At 64.3% G+C, this 15,751-nt stretch carries 13 protein-coding genes and 1 pseudogene; 6 read left to right on the top strand and 8 right to left on the bottom strand.

Going from position 1 to position 15,751, the window contains the following annotated elements:
- Positions 1-44 precede the first annotated feature (44 nt).
- The 6 genes from AC4D1W_RS16165 to AC4D1W_RS16190 form a co-directional block, all read right to left on the bottom strand.
- A complete protein-coding gene (locus AC4D1W_RS16165) occupies positions 45-1,532 on the bottom strand; it encodes a GH1 family beta-glucosidase (RefSeq protein WP_490899421.1) in 1,488 nt (495 codons plus the stop codon).
- Positions 1,532-2,434, bottom strand: coding sequence for a carbohydrate ABC transporter permease (locus AC4D1W_RS16170; protein WP_490899422.1), 903 nt, complete (start codon positions 2,432-2,434; stop codon positions 1,532-1,534). Before AC4D1W_RS16170 ends, AC4D1W_RS16165 begins: the two co-directional genes overlap by 1 nt.
- Positions 2,431-3,555, bottom strand: a complete 1,125-nt coding sequence (locus AC4D1W_RS16175) for a carbohydrate ABC transporter permease (RefSeq protein ID WP_490892712.1) — start codon at positions 3,553-3,555, stop codon at positions 2,431-2,433. Before AC4D1W_RS16175 ends, AC4D1W_RS16170 begins: the two co-directional genes overlap by 4 nt.
- A 59-nt stretch (positions 3,556-3,614) precedes the next feature.
- A complete protein-coding gene (locus AC4D1W_RS16180) occupies positions 3,615-4,910 on the bottom strand; it encodes an ABC transporter substrate-binding protein (protein ID WP_490899438.1) in 1,296 nt (431 codons plus the stop codon).
- Between the two features lie 289 nt (positions 4,911-5,199).
- The gene (locus AC4D1W_RS16185; protein ID WP_490899423.1) at positions 5,200-7,494 is read right to left on the bottom strand and encodes a beta-galactosidase; all 2,295 of its coding nucleotides are present in this window, start codon (positions 7,492-7,494) and stop codon (positions 5,200-5,202) included.
- A gap of 43 nt (positions 7,495-7,537) precedes the next feature.
- The gene (locus AC4D1W_RS16190; RefSeq protein ID WP_490899424.1) at positions 7,538-8,239 is read right to left on the bottom strand and encodes a FadR/GntR family transcriptional regulator; all 702 of its coding nucleotides are present in this window, start codon (positions 8,237-8,239) and stop codon (positions 7,538-7,540) included.
- Positions 8,240-8,359: 120 nt separating this feature from the next.
- Between AC4D1W_RS16190 and AC4D1W_RS16195 the strand changes: the two genes are divergently transcribed.
- The 3 genes from AC4D1W_RS16195 to AC4D1W_RS16205 all read left to right on the top strand — a co-directional run bounded on the left by AC4D1W_RS16195 (position 8,360) and on the right by AC4D1W_RS16205 (position 12,273).
- Positions 8,360-9,826, top strand: coding sequence for a four-carbon acid sugar kinase family protein (locus AC4D1W_RS16195; RefSeq protein WP_490899425.1), 1,467 nt, complete (start codon positions 8,360-8,362; stop codon positions 9,824-9,826).
- Positions 9,827-9,852: 26 nt separating this feature from the next.
- Entirely contained in the window at positions 9,853-10,755 is a 903-nt protein-coding gene (locus AC4D1W_RS16200) for an NAD(P)-dependent oxidoreductase (RefSeq protein WP_490892708.1), read from the top strand.
- Between the two features lie 93 nt (positions 10,756-10,848).
- Positions 10,849-12,273: a GntP family transporter gene (locus AC4D1W_RS16205; protein ID WP_490892707.1), complete on the top strand. Its 1,425-nt coding sequence runs from the start codon at positions 10,849-10,851 to the stop codon at positions 12,271-12,273.
- A gap of 101 nt (positions 12,274-12,374) precedes the next feature.
- Here the strand turns inward: AC4D1W_RS16205 and AC4D1W_RS16210 are convergent, their stop codons facing one another.
- Complete coding sequence (locus tag AC4D1W_RS16210) at positions 12,375-12,881, bottom strand: MarR family transcriptional regulator (RefSeq protein WP_490899439.1); 507 nt, start codon at positions 12,879-12,881, stop codon at positions 12,375-12,377.
- 105 nt (positions 12,882-12,986) lie between these two features.
- A complete protein-coding gene (locus AC4D1W_RS16215) occupies positions 12,987-13,238 on the bottom strand; it encodes a hypothetical protein (protein ID WP_490892705.1) in 252 nt (83 codons plus the stop codon).
- Positions 13,239-13,667: 429 nt separating this feature from the next.
- Here AC4D1W_RS16215 and AC4D1W_RS16220 point away from each other — a divergent pair, with 429 nt between their 5' ends.
- From AC4D1W_RS16220 to AC4D1W_RS16230, 3 genes and pseudogenes are all read left to right on the top strand, one after another.
- Positions 13,668-14,036, top strand: coding sequence for a DUF2306 domain-containing protein (locus tag AC4D1W_RS16220; protein WP_490899426.1), 369 nt, complete (start codon positions 13,668-13,670; stop codon positions 14,034-14,036).
- 62 nt (positions 14,037-14,098) lie between these two features.
- A complete protein-coding gene (locus tag AC4D1W_RS16225; RefSeq protein ID WP_490899427.1) occupies positions 14,099-15,139 on the top strand; it encodes a zinc-dependent alcohol dehydrogenase family protein in 1,041 nt (346 codons plus the stop codon).
- A gap of 331 nt (positions 15,140-15,470) precedes the next feature.
- A pseudogene (locus AC4D1W_RS16230) lies at positions 15,471-15,731 on the top strand (aldehyde dehydrogenase family protein); the annotation flags it as partial.
- Positions 15,732-15,751 lie beyond the last annotated feature (20 nt).

Genomic DNA, 15,751 nt, shown 5'->3' on the forward strand with positions numbered 1-15,751 from the left:
CTCCGTGCATGGTGCTGGAACGAGTGTGTCCAGTCTAGGTCGGCTCAGGCCCCGGCCGCCGTCAGTATCTGCTCGCCGGTTGGTTCCACCTCCCCGTTTGCCCTGGCCTGGCTGATGAGCTGCCGGTACGCGTGTCCACTGTCCTTGATGGTTCGCTCGAAGGAGTCGTAATCCACTCGGACAATCCCGAAACGCTTGCCGTAGCCCCAGGACCACTCGAAGTTGTCGAGCAACGACCACACGAAGTAGCCGCGCACGTCGGCGCCGGCGTCGATAGCTTCGCCAACCGCGGCGATGTGGTTGAGCACAAAGGCAGTTCGCTCACTGTCGTGGACCGCTCCGTCGGAGCTGACGACGTCGTCGTACGCTGCGCCGTTCTCCGTAACGTAGAGCGGTGGCAGTGCGGGGTACTCCTGTCCGAGGCGGACCAGCAGCTTCCGGAGCCCGTCCGGGTTCACTTCCCAGTTCATCGCGGTCCGCGGCAGTCCGCGGCTCGGGAAGGCAATGTCCTCCGACCCGATCCAGCACGAGGAGGTCTTGCGGGTTGTTCCACCGGAGTGGCCGTCACCGCCCTCGTGGTCCGGGTGACCGCTGATGAGGTCGTCATGGTAGTGGTTGACGCCGAGGAAATCGATCGGCGTGCCGATGATTTCGAGGTCACCGAACTGGATGACTTCCCGGATGCCGAACTGCTCGAGGTCAGCCAGGGTGTCTTCCGGATAGGAGCCGCGCAGGATCGGGTCGAGGAAGATGCGGTTCTGAAGTGAATCGAATCTGCGTGCGGCGTCGAGGTCGATCGGGTCTGCGGGGTCCCGTGGTATCGAGTTGCTGAGGTTGAGCGTGATGCCGATGTGCTCCGCACCCCGGGACCGGAGTGCGTTGACTGCCAGGCCGTGGGCGAGGTGCTGATGGTGGATCGCGGCAACCGCTGCGCGGGGCTCCTGCCGGCCGGGGGCATGCACTCCGGCAGCGTAGCCAAGCAACGAGGAGCAGAACGGTTCGTTGAAGGTCGTCCAGTGGTGCACCCGGTCGCCGAGCGCCGAGTAGACGTCATTGGTGTAGTCCACGAACCGGTAGGCAGTGTCCCGGTTTGCCCAGCCGCCCTTCTCCTCGAGTGCCTGCGGCAGGTCCCAGTGGTACAGGGTCAACCAGGGGAGGATGCCGGCGTCGAGAAGCTCATCGACCAGCCGCGAGTAGAAGTCCAGTCCTTCCCGGTTGGGTGCGCGGTCTCCCGGCCGAACCCGCGCCCAGCTCGTGGAGAAGCGGTACGAGCCAAGTCCGAGCTCCTTCATGATCCGCACGTCCTCCGGCATGCGATCGTAGTGCTGGACAGCGTCCTTAAGGGTGTCGCCGTTGGCGATGGCTCCCGGCACCCGGGCGAAAGCGTCCCAGACGGAATCCTCCTTGCCGCCTTCATGACTGGCTCCCTCGACCTGGGCAGCCGCGGTGGCTGAGCCCCAGAGGAAGCCCTTCGGCCAGGTTCTGGTCGGGTTCCCGGCCGTTATTTCACGATGTACTGCGTCGAGTGGCATTAGCCCTTCACTGCTCCTTGCATGATTCCTGAAATGAGTTGTTTGCCTGCGACGGCGAAGAGCACCAGCAGGGGAAGTGTTGCGAGTATTGCTCCCGTGAGCACGATCGAGTAGTCGACGTAGCGGGCAGCCTGCAGTTGGCTCAGAGCCGTCTGCAGGGTCGGGTTGCCTGCGTCGAGCACCAACAGGGGCCAGAGGAAATCGGTCCATGCCGTCATGAACGTGAACAAGCCCAGGATCGCCATGGCCGGCCGTGCAGCGGGAAGCGCCACATGCCAGAAGGTCGAGATCATGGAGGCGCCGTCCATGCGGGCGGATTCAATCAGCTCGTCGGGGATGACGTCCACGAGGTACTGACGCATGAAGAACACACCGAAGGCAGTCACCAGCGTAGGAACGACGACGGCGCCGATCTCACCGGTCCAGCCCAGCGTCCGCATCATCATGAACAGCGGGATGATGCCCAGCTGGGTGGGAATTGCCATGGTGGCGATCACCGCGACCATCAGTCCGTTCCGCCCCTTGAAGCGAAGCTTCGCGAAGGAGTAGCCGGCAAGCGTTGAGAAGGTCACGACGGACACCGTGATGATGCCGGAAATCAAGACACTGTTTCCCAGTGCCAGCCAGAACGGGATGGTATCCAGCACTTCCCCGGCGTTGGTCCAGAAATTCCCACCGGGAAGCAGCGGCGGCCAGGTTCCGGCGAGCGCCGAATTGGACCGGCTGCCGATGATGACTGACCACCAGAGGGGGTACGCCGAGGCAAGGAAGAAGGCACACAGCAGCCCGTAGGTCAGGAACCCGGGACGGTGCCCGTTGCCGAACAGCTTCCGCCGCAGGACGGGCGGGCGCGCGCTCCCATCGCGGGTGGTGGACTGCGTCCTGGCGTCGATGACAGTCATTGCCCTCTCCTCGTGGTCGTGTCTTCTGCGGCGGCTGGGTTCCCGGCCGTTGATTCCCCCGAAGGTGCCGGCGGCTGGGTTCCAGTGGCGGGAAGTACGACGGCGGGAACCGGGGACTTCTTCCTGCGCCGGCTTCCTGCACCTCGCCTGGGTGTACGTGCGTCACCGGTGGTCGCGATGCGTCGCGAGATCAGCCAGTTCACGATGCCGAAGAGAACGATGAGAAGGAACAGTAGCCACGCGATGGTCGCAGCCTTCCCGAAGTTCTGGCGCTGGAACGCCATCTCCCACAGGTAGAGGACGGTGGTCTGGAACTGGCGTGCGGTTCCACCGGCTGTCCTGGGGTCGTAGAGCTTCGGTTCCGTGAAGATCTGCAGGCCGCCGATGGTGGCGGTGATCACCACGAAGATCATGGTGGGGCGGATGCTCGGCAGGGTGATGCTGAAGAAGCGGCGCAAGGGGCCGGCGCCGTCAATTGCGGCGGATTCATAAATGTCCCGCGGCACGGCCTGCATGGCCGCCAGGAGGATCAGTGCGTTGTATCCGGTCCATCGCCAGTTCACCATCGTGGCGATCGCGATGTGGCTGGGCAGGGTTTCGTTCATCCACATGATGCGGTCGATGCCTGCGCTGGCCAGGATGTTGTTGATGAGCCCGTACTGCTCTCCGAACATGTTCGTAAAGATCATGGCAACGGCAACCGGGGTGACGATGTACGGGAGCAGAATGCTCATGCGCCAGAACGTCCTGGCACGCAGGTTCTGGTCGAGGACCGCCGCGATGGCTGTTGCGACAACCAGCTGCGGGATGGTGGAGAGCAGGAAGATGCTCACCGTGTTGAACAGCGAGTTCCAGAAGAACCTGTCCTGGAGTACCTCGCTGAAGTTCCGGAGACCCACGAACTCGCCCTGCCCCTTCAGCAGGTGCCAGTCGAAGAGGGAGACAACGAAGGTGTAGCCGAGCGGGAAGAGTCCCACGAGGCCGAACAGGAGGAAGAACGGGGCTATGTAGAGGTACGGAGACGCCTTCACATCGAGGACGTTCAGGCGCTGGCGGAAGGTCGGTGCAGGTTTGCTGGCAGCTGGGCTGCCGGCTGCCGGGCGATTCAGTGTCGTGGTCATTGACGGTTCCAGTCCATGAGGGGGCCTCCGGTACTCCCGGAGGCCCCACGGCCGGTGTGCTAGTTGTTGACGACGAGCTCGTTGAGGAGCTTGACGGCTTCGTTCCAGGCCTCGTCGGCCGTTCCGGTACCGGTGTCGAGCATCTTCAGTGCGGGCGCGAAGACGTTCTCCTGAATCACCGAGTCATGCGGACCCTTGAACTGTGCGACGACGCCCTCGGCCCGGGAGGAGAAGATGGCACCGTAAGGAGCGTCATTGAAGAGCTCGTTGGGCACTGCATCCTCCACAATCTTCTGCTGGGCCTCAATGGTGCTCGGGAAATTGTTCGCGGCGGCAGACTGCTTGACCTGCTGCTCGGGGGCTGTCAGCCAGGCTGCCAGCTTCGCTGCCTCGGCGGGGTGCTCTGAGCTCTCCGGGACGGAAAGGAAGGCTCCACCCCAGTTCGAGGCACCGCCCGGGAAGACGTCGGCGACGTCCCAACCGCTCTCCGGTCCGCCGCCGGCGGATTCCAGCTGTTCCTGGATGGTTCCGAGCATCCAGGCGGGGCACACATGGACAGCGAAGGAGCCGTCCACGAACGCCTTGCCCTTGCCCCAGTCGAACTGCTTCTGGTTGGCGGACAGTCCGTCGGCTGTGCCGGCAGCCAGGAGATCAAACTTTGCGCGCATGGCTTCGTTGCCCTCGACGTTCAGCTCGCCGTCGGCGGTGTAGTAGCCCTCCTCCATCTGGTTCACCATGGAGTTCCAGACGAATGACGACTGGTCGTACCAGGCTTTGCCCGTGGCCTCGTTGTACTGGCGACCGAGGTCAAAGTAGGTTTCCCAGGTGGCGTCATCGCCGCCGAAGAGTTCAGCAACTTCCTCGCGGTCGGTGGGAAAGCCTGCTGCTTCGAAGAGTTCCCGATTGAAGCACAGCGCCTGCGGGCCGATGTCGGTGCCATAGCCGATGACACGGCCGTTGGGGTCCGTTCCCTGCTCAAACTTCCAGTCCACCCAGTTGTCCTTGATGTCCTGCGCGCCGTACTCGTTGAGGTCCACGAACTGGTCGGAAACTTCCATGATGGAGCCTAGCCAGCCCTCTTCGACCGCAACGACGTCGCTCAGGCCTGACCCGGCTGCGAGCTTGGTGAATGCGTCCGTTCGGGCATTGGCGCTGCCGTCGATGTTGGTCGCCTCGATGGTTACGCCGGGGTTTGCTTCTTCGTACTCGGCGTACAGGTCGTCATAACCGAAGTTGCCGAAGGTGGTGACGGTCAGTTCAACAGGGTTCTCGGCGCTGGCGGGTTCGGCGCTATTGCTGCCGCAGCCGGTGGCTGCGAATGCCAGTGCAACAGTGCCGGTGAGGGCGGTAATCATTCTGGTGCGTCGTGAAAGGATCACGGTCACTCCTTTGTGTGCGTGCTTGATCGGAAAGGGGCATGGGGATTCGCACCGTATGACCTTCGCGAGAGGGCGTTGTCAACGAGCGGAACGGCTTGGTGCGGAAGAATTGATGGAGCGCTCCATCAGCGGTTCAGCCAATCTACAGATGATGTACGTCACATGTCAATAGAGCGCTCCATGAGAAGTTTCACAGGCAGGACCATGAAGCCTGTGGACCCGTCGTGGACCCGGCACCAGGGGAACCCCATGAAGAACCGCTAGGTCAGGAGCGCTCCGCGAGCTGGACGGTTTCGAAGGCGGCGACCGAGGCACGGATGATTTCCGCCGTCGGCTTCCTCAAAAACGACTTGACGCCCTCCGCAGCCTCCGGAAGCCAGACGGGCGTGTCAGCGCTTAGCGGGTAGATGAGCACCTCCACCTCCCGGCGGCTGGTGTCCCCGCTCGGCGTGACGTCGATGTCCCAGCTCGATCCGTTCCAGAACACGTCCTCCGTCCGCCCCTCAAAGAACGACGACGCCACGTCGCCTACCAGCTCCAACCTCAGCAGCGAGCGGACACCCGCCGCCGCTTCCCCATCAACCGTGATTCGGAAGCGCGCGGCATGGCGGCTGAACTGCTCGGCCGACGGCGCGGACGCGCGGCCGGGTACGCCGATGGCCGCAGGCGGTGGCGGGGAACAGGGCGAGATTTTCTCGATTGCCACGCGGATCTCCTGCTCCGGCGGGCGAACAGCGTGCCGGGAGAAGCCGCCGTCGTTCCGGTCACCGAGCGGAGGGAAGATGGACGCCTCGACCGGCTCCGATGCAATCACGGCCAGACCGCCGTCCTTCTCGATGACGTCACTCACTGAGAGCACCAGCCTCCGGGGTCCCCCGACCACGGGCGTCCATGCTTCCAGCGCCTGCGCAGCCGAAAGGACCAGCAAGCGCAGCCGTGCACTGTCTTTGCTGATGAGGGTAAGGAGGCCCGGTCGAAGATCCTCCAGGACCAGCTCCCCGTCCCTCTCCACGCAGGGATGTCCTTCCACCTGGTAACCGGCCGGCACGGCGAGGTGGGCGTCGACGCCGTCGTTGGTTGTGAGCACCAGGACGGGAGGTTCGCTCTCCGGCTCAAGAAGCGTCAGGGCGTTCAAAGTCGCCCAGCGCACGACGACGCCGCCCACCTCCAGCTTCACGGGCCACGACATGAACTCACCCGGCGGGATCGTCACCGGCCGGTGCGGGAAGCGGACCACCTCGTCAGCGAGAGTGATCTCGAACTGGGTGTCTGCGTGAGCGGGCAAAGGTTCGAAGGGCCGGTGATTGTTGATGAACACGAATCCGCTTCTGCCGTCGCTGCGCAGTGACCAGCGCAGGCCGCCGTCGTCGTCGTTTTCCGGAATGGTGGCATTCATCGCCGCGAGGCGCGGGCCGAAAGCCTCCAGGAATGAGTGTTGGTTCCGCAGGCGGTGGAAGCTCTCGCGGGTTTGGAGGTGCGCACCGACGGGCGCGCCGAAGTCGTAGTTGAGCTCGGGCAGATCGTTCGGGTAGCCCGTCGCGTGCGACTCCTGCATCCCGCCGCGCGGGTTCGTCCCGCCGACATACATGTAGTAACCCTGCCAGGTGGACCCGCTCCCCAGCTTGCAGAGTGCGACGGCAGCGATATCCCGGGCGGTCGGCGACGGACGGCGGTGGTAGGCGGTGGCCATCCCGCCGCCGAGTTCGCAGGTGGCGGCCGGGAAGTCGGGGTGCTTGGCGCCGACGAAGCCGGTCCAGCTCTCCCCCGCGAGATCCTTGCCGATCCCCGGGTCGTCCCACTGGTGCGAGAAGGTGAAGTGGGCCTGGAAACTCTCGTCCCAGCCCTGGTCTGTGTCCACCCAGAAGCCGTCCGAGTACCCGCCGTAGAGCGGGAAGACCTGACCGACCGGAATGTCCGCGCTCCCCCAGGCCGTCGCCGTCCACAGCGGCGCGTGGAGCCCGGCATCACGAGCGAGGTCCTTGAGCGCGAGGATGTGGTCAGGCTGGTCGTACAGTTCGTTCTCGAGCTGGATGCCGATCACCGGACCGTTGCTCCCGCACAGCCCAGCGACCTCGCGGCCGATGAAGCCGAACCAGGTCCGGACTGCCTCGAGATAGCGGGGATCGTTGGTGCGTTCGGTGTAATCGGCATCAACCACCCAGTCCGGATGGCCGCCGTTCCGAACCTCGCCATGGCACCACGGGCCGAGCCGAAGTATGACTTCCAGCCCTATCTTCGCGCAGAGCTCCACGAAGGCGGCCAGGTCCAGGTTCCCCTCGAAGTTCGGCTCTTCCTCGGTCGGCTGGTGATGGATCCAGAAGATGTACGACGCAACGACGTTGATACCGCCGGCCTTCATGAGCCGCAGCGCCTCGGCCCAGCGTTCGCGCGGCTGGCGGCTGTAGTGCATTTCGCCGGTCACCGGGATCCACGGTTGGCCGTTTCGCAGAATGCTGCGGTTCGTGAGGCCGAGTCCGGGCCGAGGGTCGACGTCATTGGCCATCCGGGGGCGGGTCTCGGGAGCATCCCAGCCGCGGTGGCTGATCTTCAGAGGAGGCATGACCTCGACGGTAAGCGTCTTCCCGGGACGGGGCAAGGACCGCCTAGGGTTCCAGGACGTAGGTCAACAGGTCACCCAGCGTCTGCTCCATGTGCCGGTCCATCGCCAGCCTTGAGCGCTCGGGATCCTGCGAGCGCATCGCGTCCATGATGTTGGCGTGCTCGGCGATGGCGTTGATCTGTATCTGAACCACTTTTGAAGTCTGCGCCCGCCGGGAGGCGAGGATCCGGGTCAGCGGCTCAAAGAGCACCGCGACAAACACGTTCCCGGACGCGTGCAGGATGAGGTCATGGAAGGCGAGGTCGGCAGCGACGAAGCGGTCGACGTCGTTCGCTTCGTGGGCGGCGCGCATCTGCGCAAGCTGCTGGTCCATCTCGTCGAGTTCCTCGACGGTGATGCGACGCGCGGCCAGTTCCGCAGCGCCGGTTTCGAGCATGCGCCGCAGCTCGATCAGCTGGACGGCCACGGCTGCGTCATCCTGGCCCTCCGAGGCGGCTCGCAGCACCGCTTCAAGAGATGACCACTGGTTCAACGGGTTCACAAACGTCCCGCGACCGCGCTCCACCCGCAGGATCCGGCGAGCCACCAGCGTCTTCATCGCCTCGCGGACAGTCATGCGGCTCACCTCGTGCCGCGCGCTCAGCTCCAGCTCCCCGGGCACGCCTGATCCGGGCGGGAACTCACCGGCAACAATGCGGTCGAGCAATTCATCAGCAACGACATCGACGAGCGATTTGCGTGCCATGCTCCCCCTCTTCCGCTGATCAGCCAAGTTTACTTGCGCGTCCGAATGTCCTCTGTCACACTATTTCAAATGCAAGATGTCTGACATCTTACATTCAGTCGAAAAGCAACTTTTCACACGATGGAGTGCGCAGTGCCCACAGAGACATCCCTCCTCGCCGGTTACCCCGCCGAGCTTGCCGTCCCAGCCGAAGCAGTGGCTGAAACACTCGAGAACCGCATGTTCGTAGTGCTCGACGACGATCCCACCGGAACACAGTCCCTTGCGGACCTGCCGGTGCTGACCCGCTGGGAAACCGAGGACTTCACCTGGGCCTACGGTGAGGGCAAGCCCGCCGTGTACGTACTCACGAACACCCGCAGCCTCGATCCGGCTGAGGCCGCTTCCCGCAACGAGGAAGTGGTGCGCAACGCGCTCGACGCCGCCGCCCGGTTCGGATCGGACCTGCGCGTCAGCTTCGTCAGCCGCAGCGACTCCACCCTCCGCGGGCACTACCCGCTGGAGCCCGACGTCATCGCTGCCACGGTTGCCGACACCTCCGGCGAGACCACTGACGGCGTCGTCATCATCCCCGCCTTCCCCGATGCCGGCCGCATCACGATCGGCGGCGTCCATTACATGCGCGGGGGCGAGGACGAACTCATCCCGGTCGCCGAGACAGAGTTCGCCAAGGATGCCACCTTCGGCTTCAGCAACTCGGAACTGCCGAAGTATGTGGAGGAGAAGTCGGGCGGACGGTTCTCCGCCGGTGACGTCATCGTTCTCGACCTCAACGTCATCCGTGCGGGCAGCGAGACCAAGAACCCCGCACTCTCCGCCACGTCCATCGCCGACGCGATCGACGGCGCCACGGACTCGACGCCGATCGTCGCCGACATTGTCACCGAAAACGACCTGCGCGCCCTCTCCCTCGGTCTTGCAGAGGCCGAACGCCGCGGCAAGCGCCTGCTGTACCGCGTCGGCCCCCCGTTCATGCGCGGCCGCATCGGCCAGGACGTCCGGGAGCCGCTGACCGGTGAGGAAGCCTTCGCCGGGACCACCCCGAACACAGCGGGCGGCCTGATCGTTGTCGGCTCGCATGTCGGCGTGACCACACGCCAGCTGAATGTCCTGACCAACGAGCACAGCGCGGCGCGCATCGTGGAGATCGATGTCGAACGCCTGCTCACCGACGATGCGGACCGCTACCTGGACGAAGTGGTCGACGACGTCACCACAGCCCTGGACGGCGCGGACGTCATCGTGCACACAAGCCGCCTCCTGGTGCGCACCAATGACCCGGTGGAAAGCCTGCGCATCGCGCGGACTGTCTCAGCCGCCGTCGTCGACGTCGTCAACCGGACGCTGAAGGCGTTCCCGCCACGGTTTGTCATCGCCAAGGGCGGAATCACTTCGTCCGATGTCGCGGCTCACGGCCTGGAGATTCGCCACGCGATCGTGCGTGGACCCATGCTGCCGGGCATCGTCAGCCTCTGGGCACCCGTGGACGGTCCTGCCAAGGGCATTCCCTACATCGTCTTCGCGGGCAACGTCGGCGATGACCGTTCCCTCGCGGATGTAACCCGCAAACTCAGCACCACCTTCTAATTCAGCACGTTTCAATGGAGATACAGATGAGCAGCACCGATTACCAAGTCACCGTCCTCGGCCTCGGCGCGATGGGCCTGCCGATGGCTTCGCGCCTCGCGACCAAACTGACCGTCCACGGCTTCGACATCGCCGAGGAGCGGCTGAAGCTGGCGAACGACGCCGGTGTGCGCACCTTCACCTCCGGCCGCGACGCGACCCATGGCGCCGACGCCCTGCTGTTGGCAGTCCGAAACGGCGAGCAGCTTACTGACGTTCTGTTCGGAGAGAACGGCGTGGCCGCCGCGCTGAAGCCCGGCGCCGTCGTCATCCTCACCAGCACCGTCGGCACCGAAGCGATCGCCGGCACCGTTGCACGGCTCGCGGAGTACGGTGTGACCCTGGTCGACGCCCCGCTGTCCGGCGGTCCGAAGCGCGCCGGTGAGGGCGACCTGCTCATCGTCGTCGGTGCCGAGCCTTCCGCCGTGGAGGCTGCCCGCCCGGTGCTCGAGCTGCTGGCCTCCACGCTGAGCATCGTCGGCGACAAGCCCGGTGACGGCCAGGCGCTCAAGACGGTGAACCAGTTGCTGTGCGGAGTCCACATCGCGGCCGCCGCCGAAGCGATGGCGCTGGCCGATGCGCTCGGCCTCGACCAGAAGAAGACCCTCGCCGCCCTTGAGGCCGGAGCCGCCGGTTCCTTCATGCTTTCCAACCGCGGGCCGCGCATCCTCGAGGCGTACAGCGAAGACGGCGCCGAAGTTCTCAGCCGGCTCGACATCTTCGTCAAGGACATGGGGATCGTCGGCAAGGCCACCCGGGACGCCGGACTTGCCACGCCGGTCGCTGCAGCCGCCGAACAGCTGTACCTCCTCGGCCAGGCGCAGGGCCTTGCCGCTGCGGACGATTCCGCCGTCATCCGTGTCGTTGCCCCCACCAGGCGCAACGCCTGACTTTCCCGTTCGCAGGGTCAGGCGGCTCCCGCCGTCGTCGTTATTTTGTTGGCAGCCTCGACTCGAGGCTCCTTTGTCATAGGAGACACACCCATGAGCCCCCTCGCTCTTCTGGCCATCGCAGCAGCAGGCGTTGCCCTGCTGCTGGTGGCCGTCATCAAGTTCAAGATTCCAGCGTTCCTCGCCCTGCTCGTGGTGAGCGTGGGCGTTGCGCTGACCGCCGGCATTCCGCTCGGGGAGATCGTCAGTACCGTCACTGAAGGCATGGGCGGGACGCTCGGCAACGTCGCCATCCTCGTGGGCCTCGGCGCGATGCTCGGCAAGATGATCGAGATTTCCGGAGGCGCCCAGGCGCTGGCTGGCAAGTTCACCCAGGTGCTCGGCCCACGCCGCGTGGTCGCTGCCCTGACCTCGGCGGCGTTCCTGCTGGCGATCCCGGTCTTCTTCGACGTCGGATTCATCATCCTCGTCCCCATCATCTACGGATTCGCGAAGGCCGCCGGCGTCAACCCCGTCAAGGTAGGACTTCCGGTGGGCGCGATCATGCTCGCCATCCACGTGGTTGTTCCGCCGCACCCGGGCGTTGTGGGCGGAGCCGGAATCCTCGGCGCCGACATCGGATGGACCACCATCCTCGGCCTGCTGCTCTGCATCCCCGTCGGCATTCTGGGCTACTTCGTCGCGCAGAAGCTGAACCGCCGCGAATACGACATGCTCCCCGCCACCGCTGAGCAGTTCCGGCTCTTCGGTAGCGGCAAGTCCGACGTCGAGCGCGACGCCGGCGCTGGCGGCACCGGCGGCAGCACCGCCGTGGACACGAAGGTTCGCACCGCACCCAGCCCTGCGATGATCATCTCCCTGATCGTGCTCCCCATCCTGATGATCATGATCGGTACCGTCGGCGCCGTCATCCTGCCCGAGGAGACGTTCGGCCGCGACCTCGCCAGCTTTGTCGGTTCGCCCCTGATCGCGTTGCTCACCGCTCTTGGCCTCGCCTACTACTTCCTGGGTATCCGTCGCGGCTGGTCTTCCCAGCAGACCGGTGAAGTCATGGACTCCGCTTTGGCCCCCACCGCCATCGTCATCCTGGTCACCGGCGCAGGCGGCGTCTTCGGCAAGGTGCTCACCGTCTCCGGCATCGGAACCGCGCTGGCTGAGGGACTTGCCGCGATCGGCCTTCCGGTGATCGTCATGGCGTTCCTTCTCGCCGCGGTGCTGCGTGCCTCGCAGGGCTCCGCGACCGTAGCCATCATTACGACGGCGGGCCTCCTGGCCGCTTCGGTGGCCGCCGGTGGTTACTCCCCCGTGCAGACCGCGCTCATCCTCATCGCGATCGGTTTCGGCGCCTTCGGCCTCAGCCACGTGAATGACTCGGGCTTCTGGATTGTCACCCGCTTCCTCGGACTCTCCGTTGCGGACGGGCTGCGGACCTGGACGGTGCTGACCACCATCCTGGGTGTCGCCGGGTTCGTCCTGACTTTCCTTCTCTGGATTCTGGTAGGCGGACCGGCGGTCTAGTTCCGGGAGAGACCGCTCCCGCCAAGTAATAGCAGTTCGGCCATCCGATAGCGTTCCGCCGCTATCGGATGGCCGAAGCGCTATCCGAACACGAGGACCGGTCAGCCGGTCGCCGATGAGGAAGAAGCGTCACCGTCTTCGGGGCCGCCCCTGGGCACCAGTTTCAAGGACGGGCGTGCGCTCCCCGCTTCGCTGTCCAGACCGAGAGCCCTGATCCGGTTGATGAGTTCAGCGCGAAGCTGTTCATCCGATCCCAAAGTGCGCTCTTGTTCCTCTTCAAGTGCGTAGGCGCGGTCCAGCACTTTGCGCCCCTCCTGCGTGATTATCAACCGGACGTCACGTTCGCTGGCGGCGCTTCCGCTCTGGACGAGCAACGCACTTCTTCCAAGCCGGTCAATCACCTTGCCGAGGGTTTCCGGACGAACACGAAGCTTCCGTCCGAGCTCGGCCTGACTCATAGTGCGCCTTTGAGACAAGAGCCGAAGCACGGTGAACCCGGCCTGCGTGATACCCAGGCTGCGAAAGTTATCGCTTTCGGTATTTTCAGTCAGTCGTGCAGCGGTATTCAGAAGTCGGTTAGTTGGCCATTGGGCAAGATCCATAATCATCCCCACTGCCGCCCCTTGAGCGGCGCCGCTATTTGTCTGGGCTGCTTCCCCCTGGCAACCATGATTCAAAGCCTTAGCAAACTGTTGCCAAGCGCTTTCTTGTGGTCAGCTTGCCTTCCGGACATCTGCCCGCCGGTTCCACTCGATGCGGGAAGGCTCCCCGTTTTCGCGGCGATCCAGTTCTACCCGAACCTCGTCAAGGCGCACCTCGGTCTCGGATGGAAACCACCCTGCGGAGTATTCCGCGTCCATCTGGCGCCGCAGCCTGCTGTGCAGAACGTGCAGGGCCTCGTCTCCCAAGCCCTCCAGATCCTCTGGGAACTGGTCGCTCGGCGTCAATCTGAATTTGCTATTCATCACAACTCCTCCAAAGGCACGGACCGCTTCAAGGAATTTGTAGCTTACCGAAAATGAGAAGTAATGCAATCTTGCAATTACAATCACATTCCAATAACATGAACCAGCTGCCGGTATCCCGACTACAGGGTCCGACAGCTAAACTGGAGCGGTGGGCGCGTCCTTGGGTCGGATCGCAGTCTGGTCCCTAATGGCTTTTCTGATAGCGATCGTGTTGGTGTTCGCGGGAATCCGCGTTGCCACCGATCTGCCCATGATTGTGCTCGGCCGCCCGGCCCAATCAGGTTCCTTCGAAGAACGCTACGTGGGTCATCCGTGGTTGGCCTACCTGCACATCGTGCCGGGTGTGCTGTACCTCGTGGGCACCCCGTTCCAGCTTTCTCGCGGATTCCGCAACCGACATCTCCGTCTGCACCGGCGGATGGTCGGGTGGTCCTCACAGCGGGGGCGGTCAGCGGCGTCTTCGCCCTGGCCTTTGGGATTCCCTTCTCGTACGGAGGCTTCTGGCAGTCCGTGGCGACCGCGGTCTTCGGCACTTATTTCCTGATCGCCCTCGGCCTTGCCTACCGAGCCATCCGTAGTCGCAGGATCGAAGATCACCGCCGGTGGATGATCCGTGCCTTCGCTGTCGGTTTGGGAGTGGGCACCATCCGGGTGTGGATTGGGCTTTTCGTGGGCTTGGGCGGGATGACACTCCAGGACGCCTTCGTGCCGGCATTCTGGTTGGGATTGAGCCTCCACGCTCTGGCCGCGGAACTGTGGTTGCGGCGCCGTCAGCGCGTTCCCATCAACCACTGAATCTGCTTAGCACCAGACTCACGGACATGGTCCGTAGCTTCGCAACAGCTTAGACTCCAGCAATGCGCGCAGTAGTTCTGGATCAGGCTCAGGGAACGCCAGAGATCCGGGAAGTACCCCAACCGACGGCGGCGCCGGGCGGCGTCGTGGTCAAGGTTATGGCGACGGGTTTATGCCGCAGCGATTGGCACGCCTGGGCCGGGCACGACGACATCGCCTTCCCCCACATACCCGGCCACGAACTCGCCGGCGTCGTCACGGAGGTGGGAGCCGACGTCGTGCGCTGGCAGACCGGTGACCGGGTGACCGTGCCCTTCGTGTGCGGTTGCGGTGAGTGTGAATGGTGCCTGGCCGGAAATGCGCAGGTCTGCCCGAATCAGCAGCAGCCCGGTTTCACGCACTGGGGATCGTTTGCCGAGTACGTCGCCCTGCACGCTGCCGACACCAATCTGGTGGCTATTCCTGAGGCGGTCGACTTCGCGACGGCGGCCAGCCTGGGCTGCCGGTTCGCCACCGCCTACCGAGCGCTGATCGGCCGCGCACAAGTCGTTCAGGGCGAGTGGGTGACCGTTGTCGGCGCCGGGGGTGTAGGACTGAGCGCTGTGATGATCGCCCACGCCATGGGCGCCCGGGTCATAGCCGTGGACCGGAACTCGGAAGCGCTGGCAGCGGCGGCACGGCTCGGTGCGGAACACACGCTACCGGCCGACGGCGCCACGGACATTCCTGCTGCCGTCATGGACATTACCGACGGCGGCAGTCACGTCGCCGTCGACGCGGTCGGCAGCGAGCAGACGTCCGCCGACGCGCTACTGAGCCTTCGGCGCCGGGGGCGGCATCTGCAGATTGGGCTGCTGCCGCCGGTCGATGGCCATCCTCGGATGCCGATGGACCGGGTGATTGCGTGGGAACTCGATGTACTGGGCAGCCACGGCATGGCGGCAGCAGACTACCCGGGAATGATGGCGCTCATCGAGCAGGGGTCTCTGCTGCCCGATCTGCTGATCGAGCGCACAATTGGACTCGCGGAGGCGGCTTCCCTGTTGCCAGGGTTCGACAGGGCCAAACCCGCCGGCATGACGATGATCGACCCTTCGCGCTGACGGTCGTCGTTCGGGTGGGCAGGGTTATGGCGGTGTGGACCTGGATGAGGACCATGAATAGCAGGCCGCTTATAAAAGGTGCAAAGACCTTCGCGCTGTATAAACTTTATAAACGGTTGCTACCTGTATAAAACTTATAAAGGATGTCATGGACACCGAGCTACCAAGGAACCCCTTCCGCCCCGCGTTCGGAGCGTCCCCACCGTCCTGGCCGGACGAACTGATGTGATCGAGGAATTCCAGATCGCTCTGGACGAAGGGCCCGGATCCCCAGGTCGAACCATGCTCATCAGCGGTCCTCGAGGCATGGGCAAAACCGTCGTCCTGAACCATCAAGTACTCCAGCGTGGATGAGGCGGTCGCGATGGCGAACGGATTGGACGTCGGTCTCGGCGCTTCCGTCTGGTCCTCGAACATAGAGTCGGCACTCAAGGTGGCTGCCCGCATTGAGGCCGGCACTGTCTGGACCAACAAGCACGGGACAGTTGACCCACGCGTCCCCTTCGGAGGAATGAAAACATCCGGTTACGGCCTTGAGTTCGGCGTCGAGGGCCTCAAGCACCTCGGAGCCCCCCAGGCAATCAGCTACTAGGTACGCGCCGTATGGCGTTG

The sequence above is a fragment of the Arthrobacter sp. TJ-170 genome, from assembly GCF_058269305.1.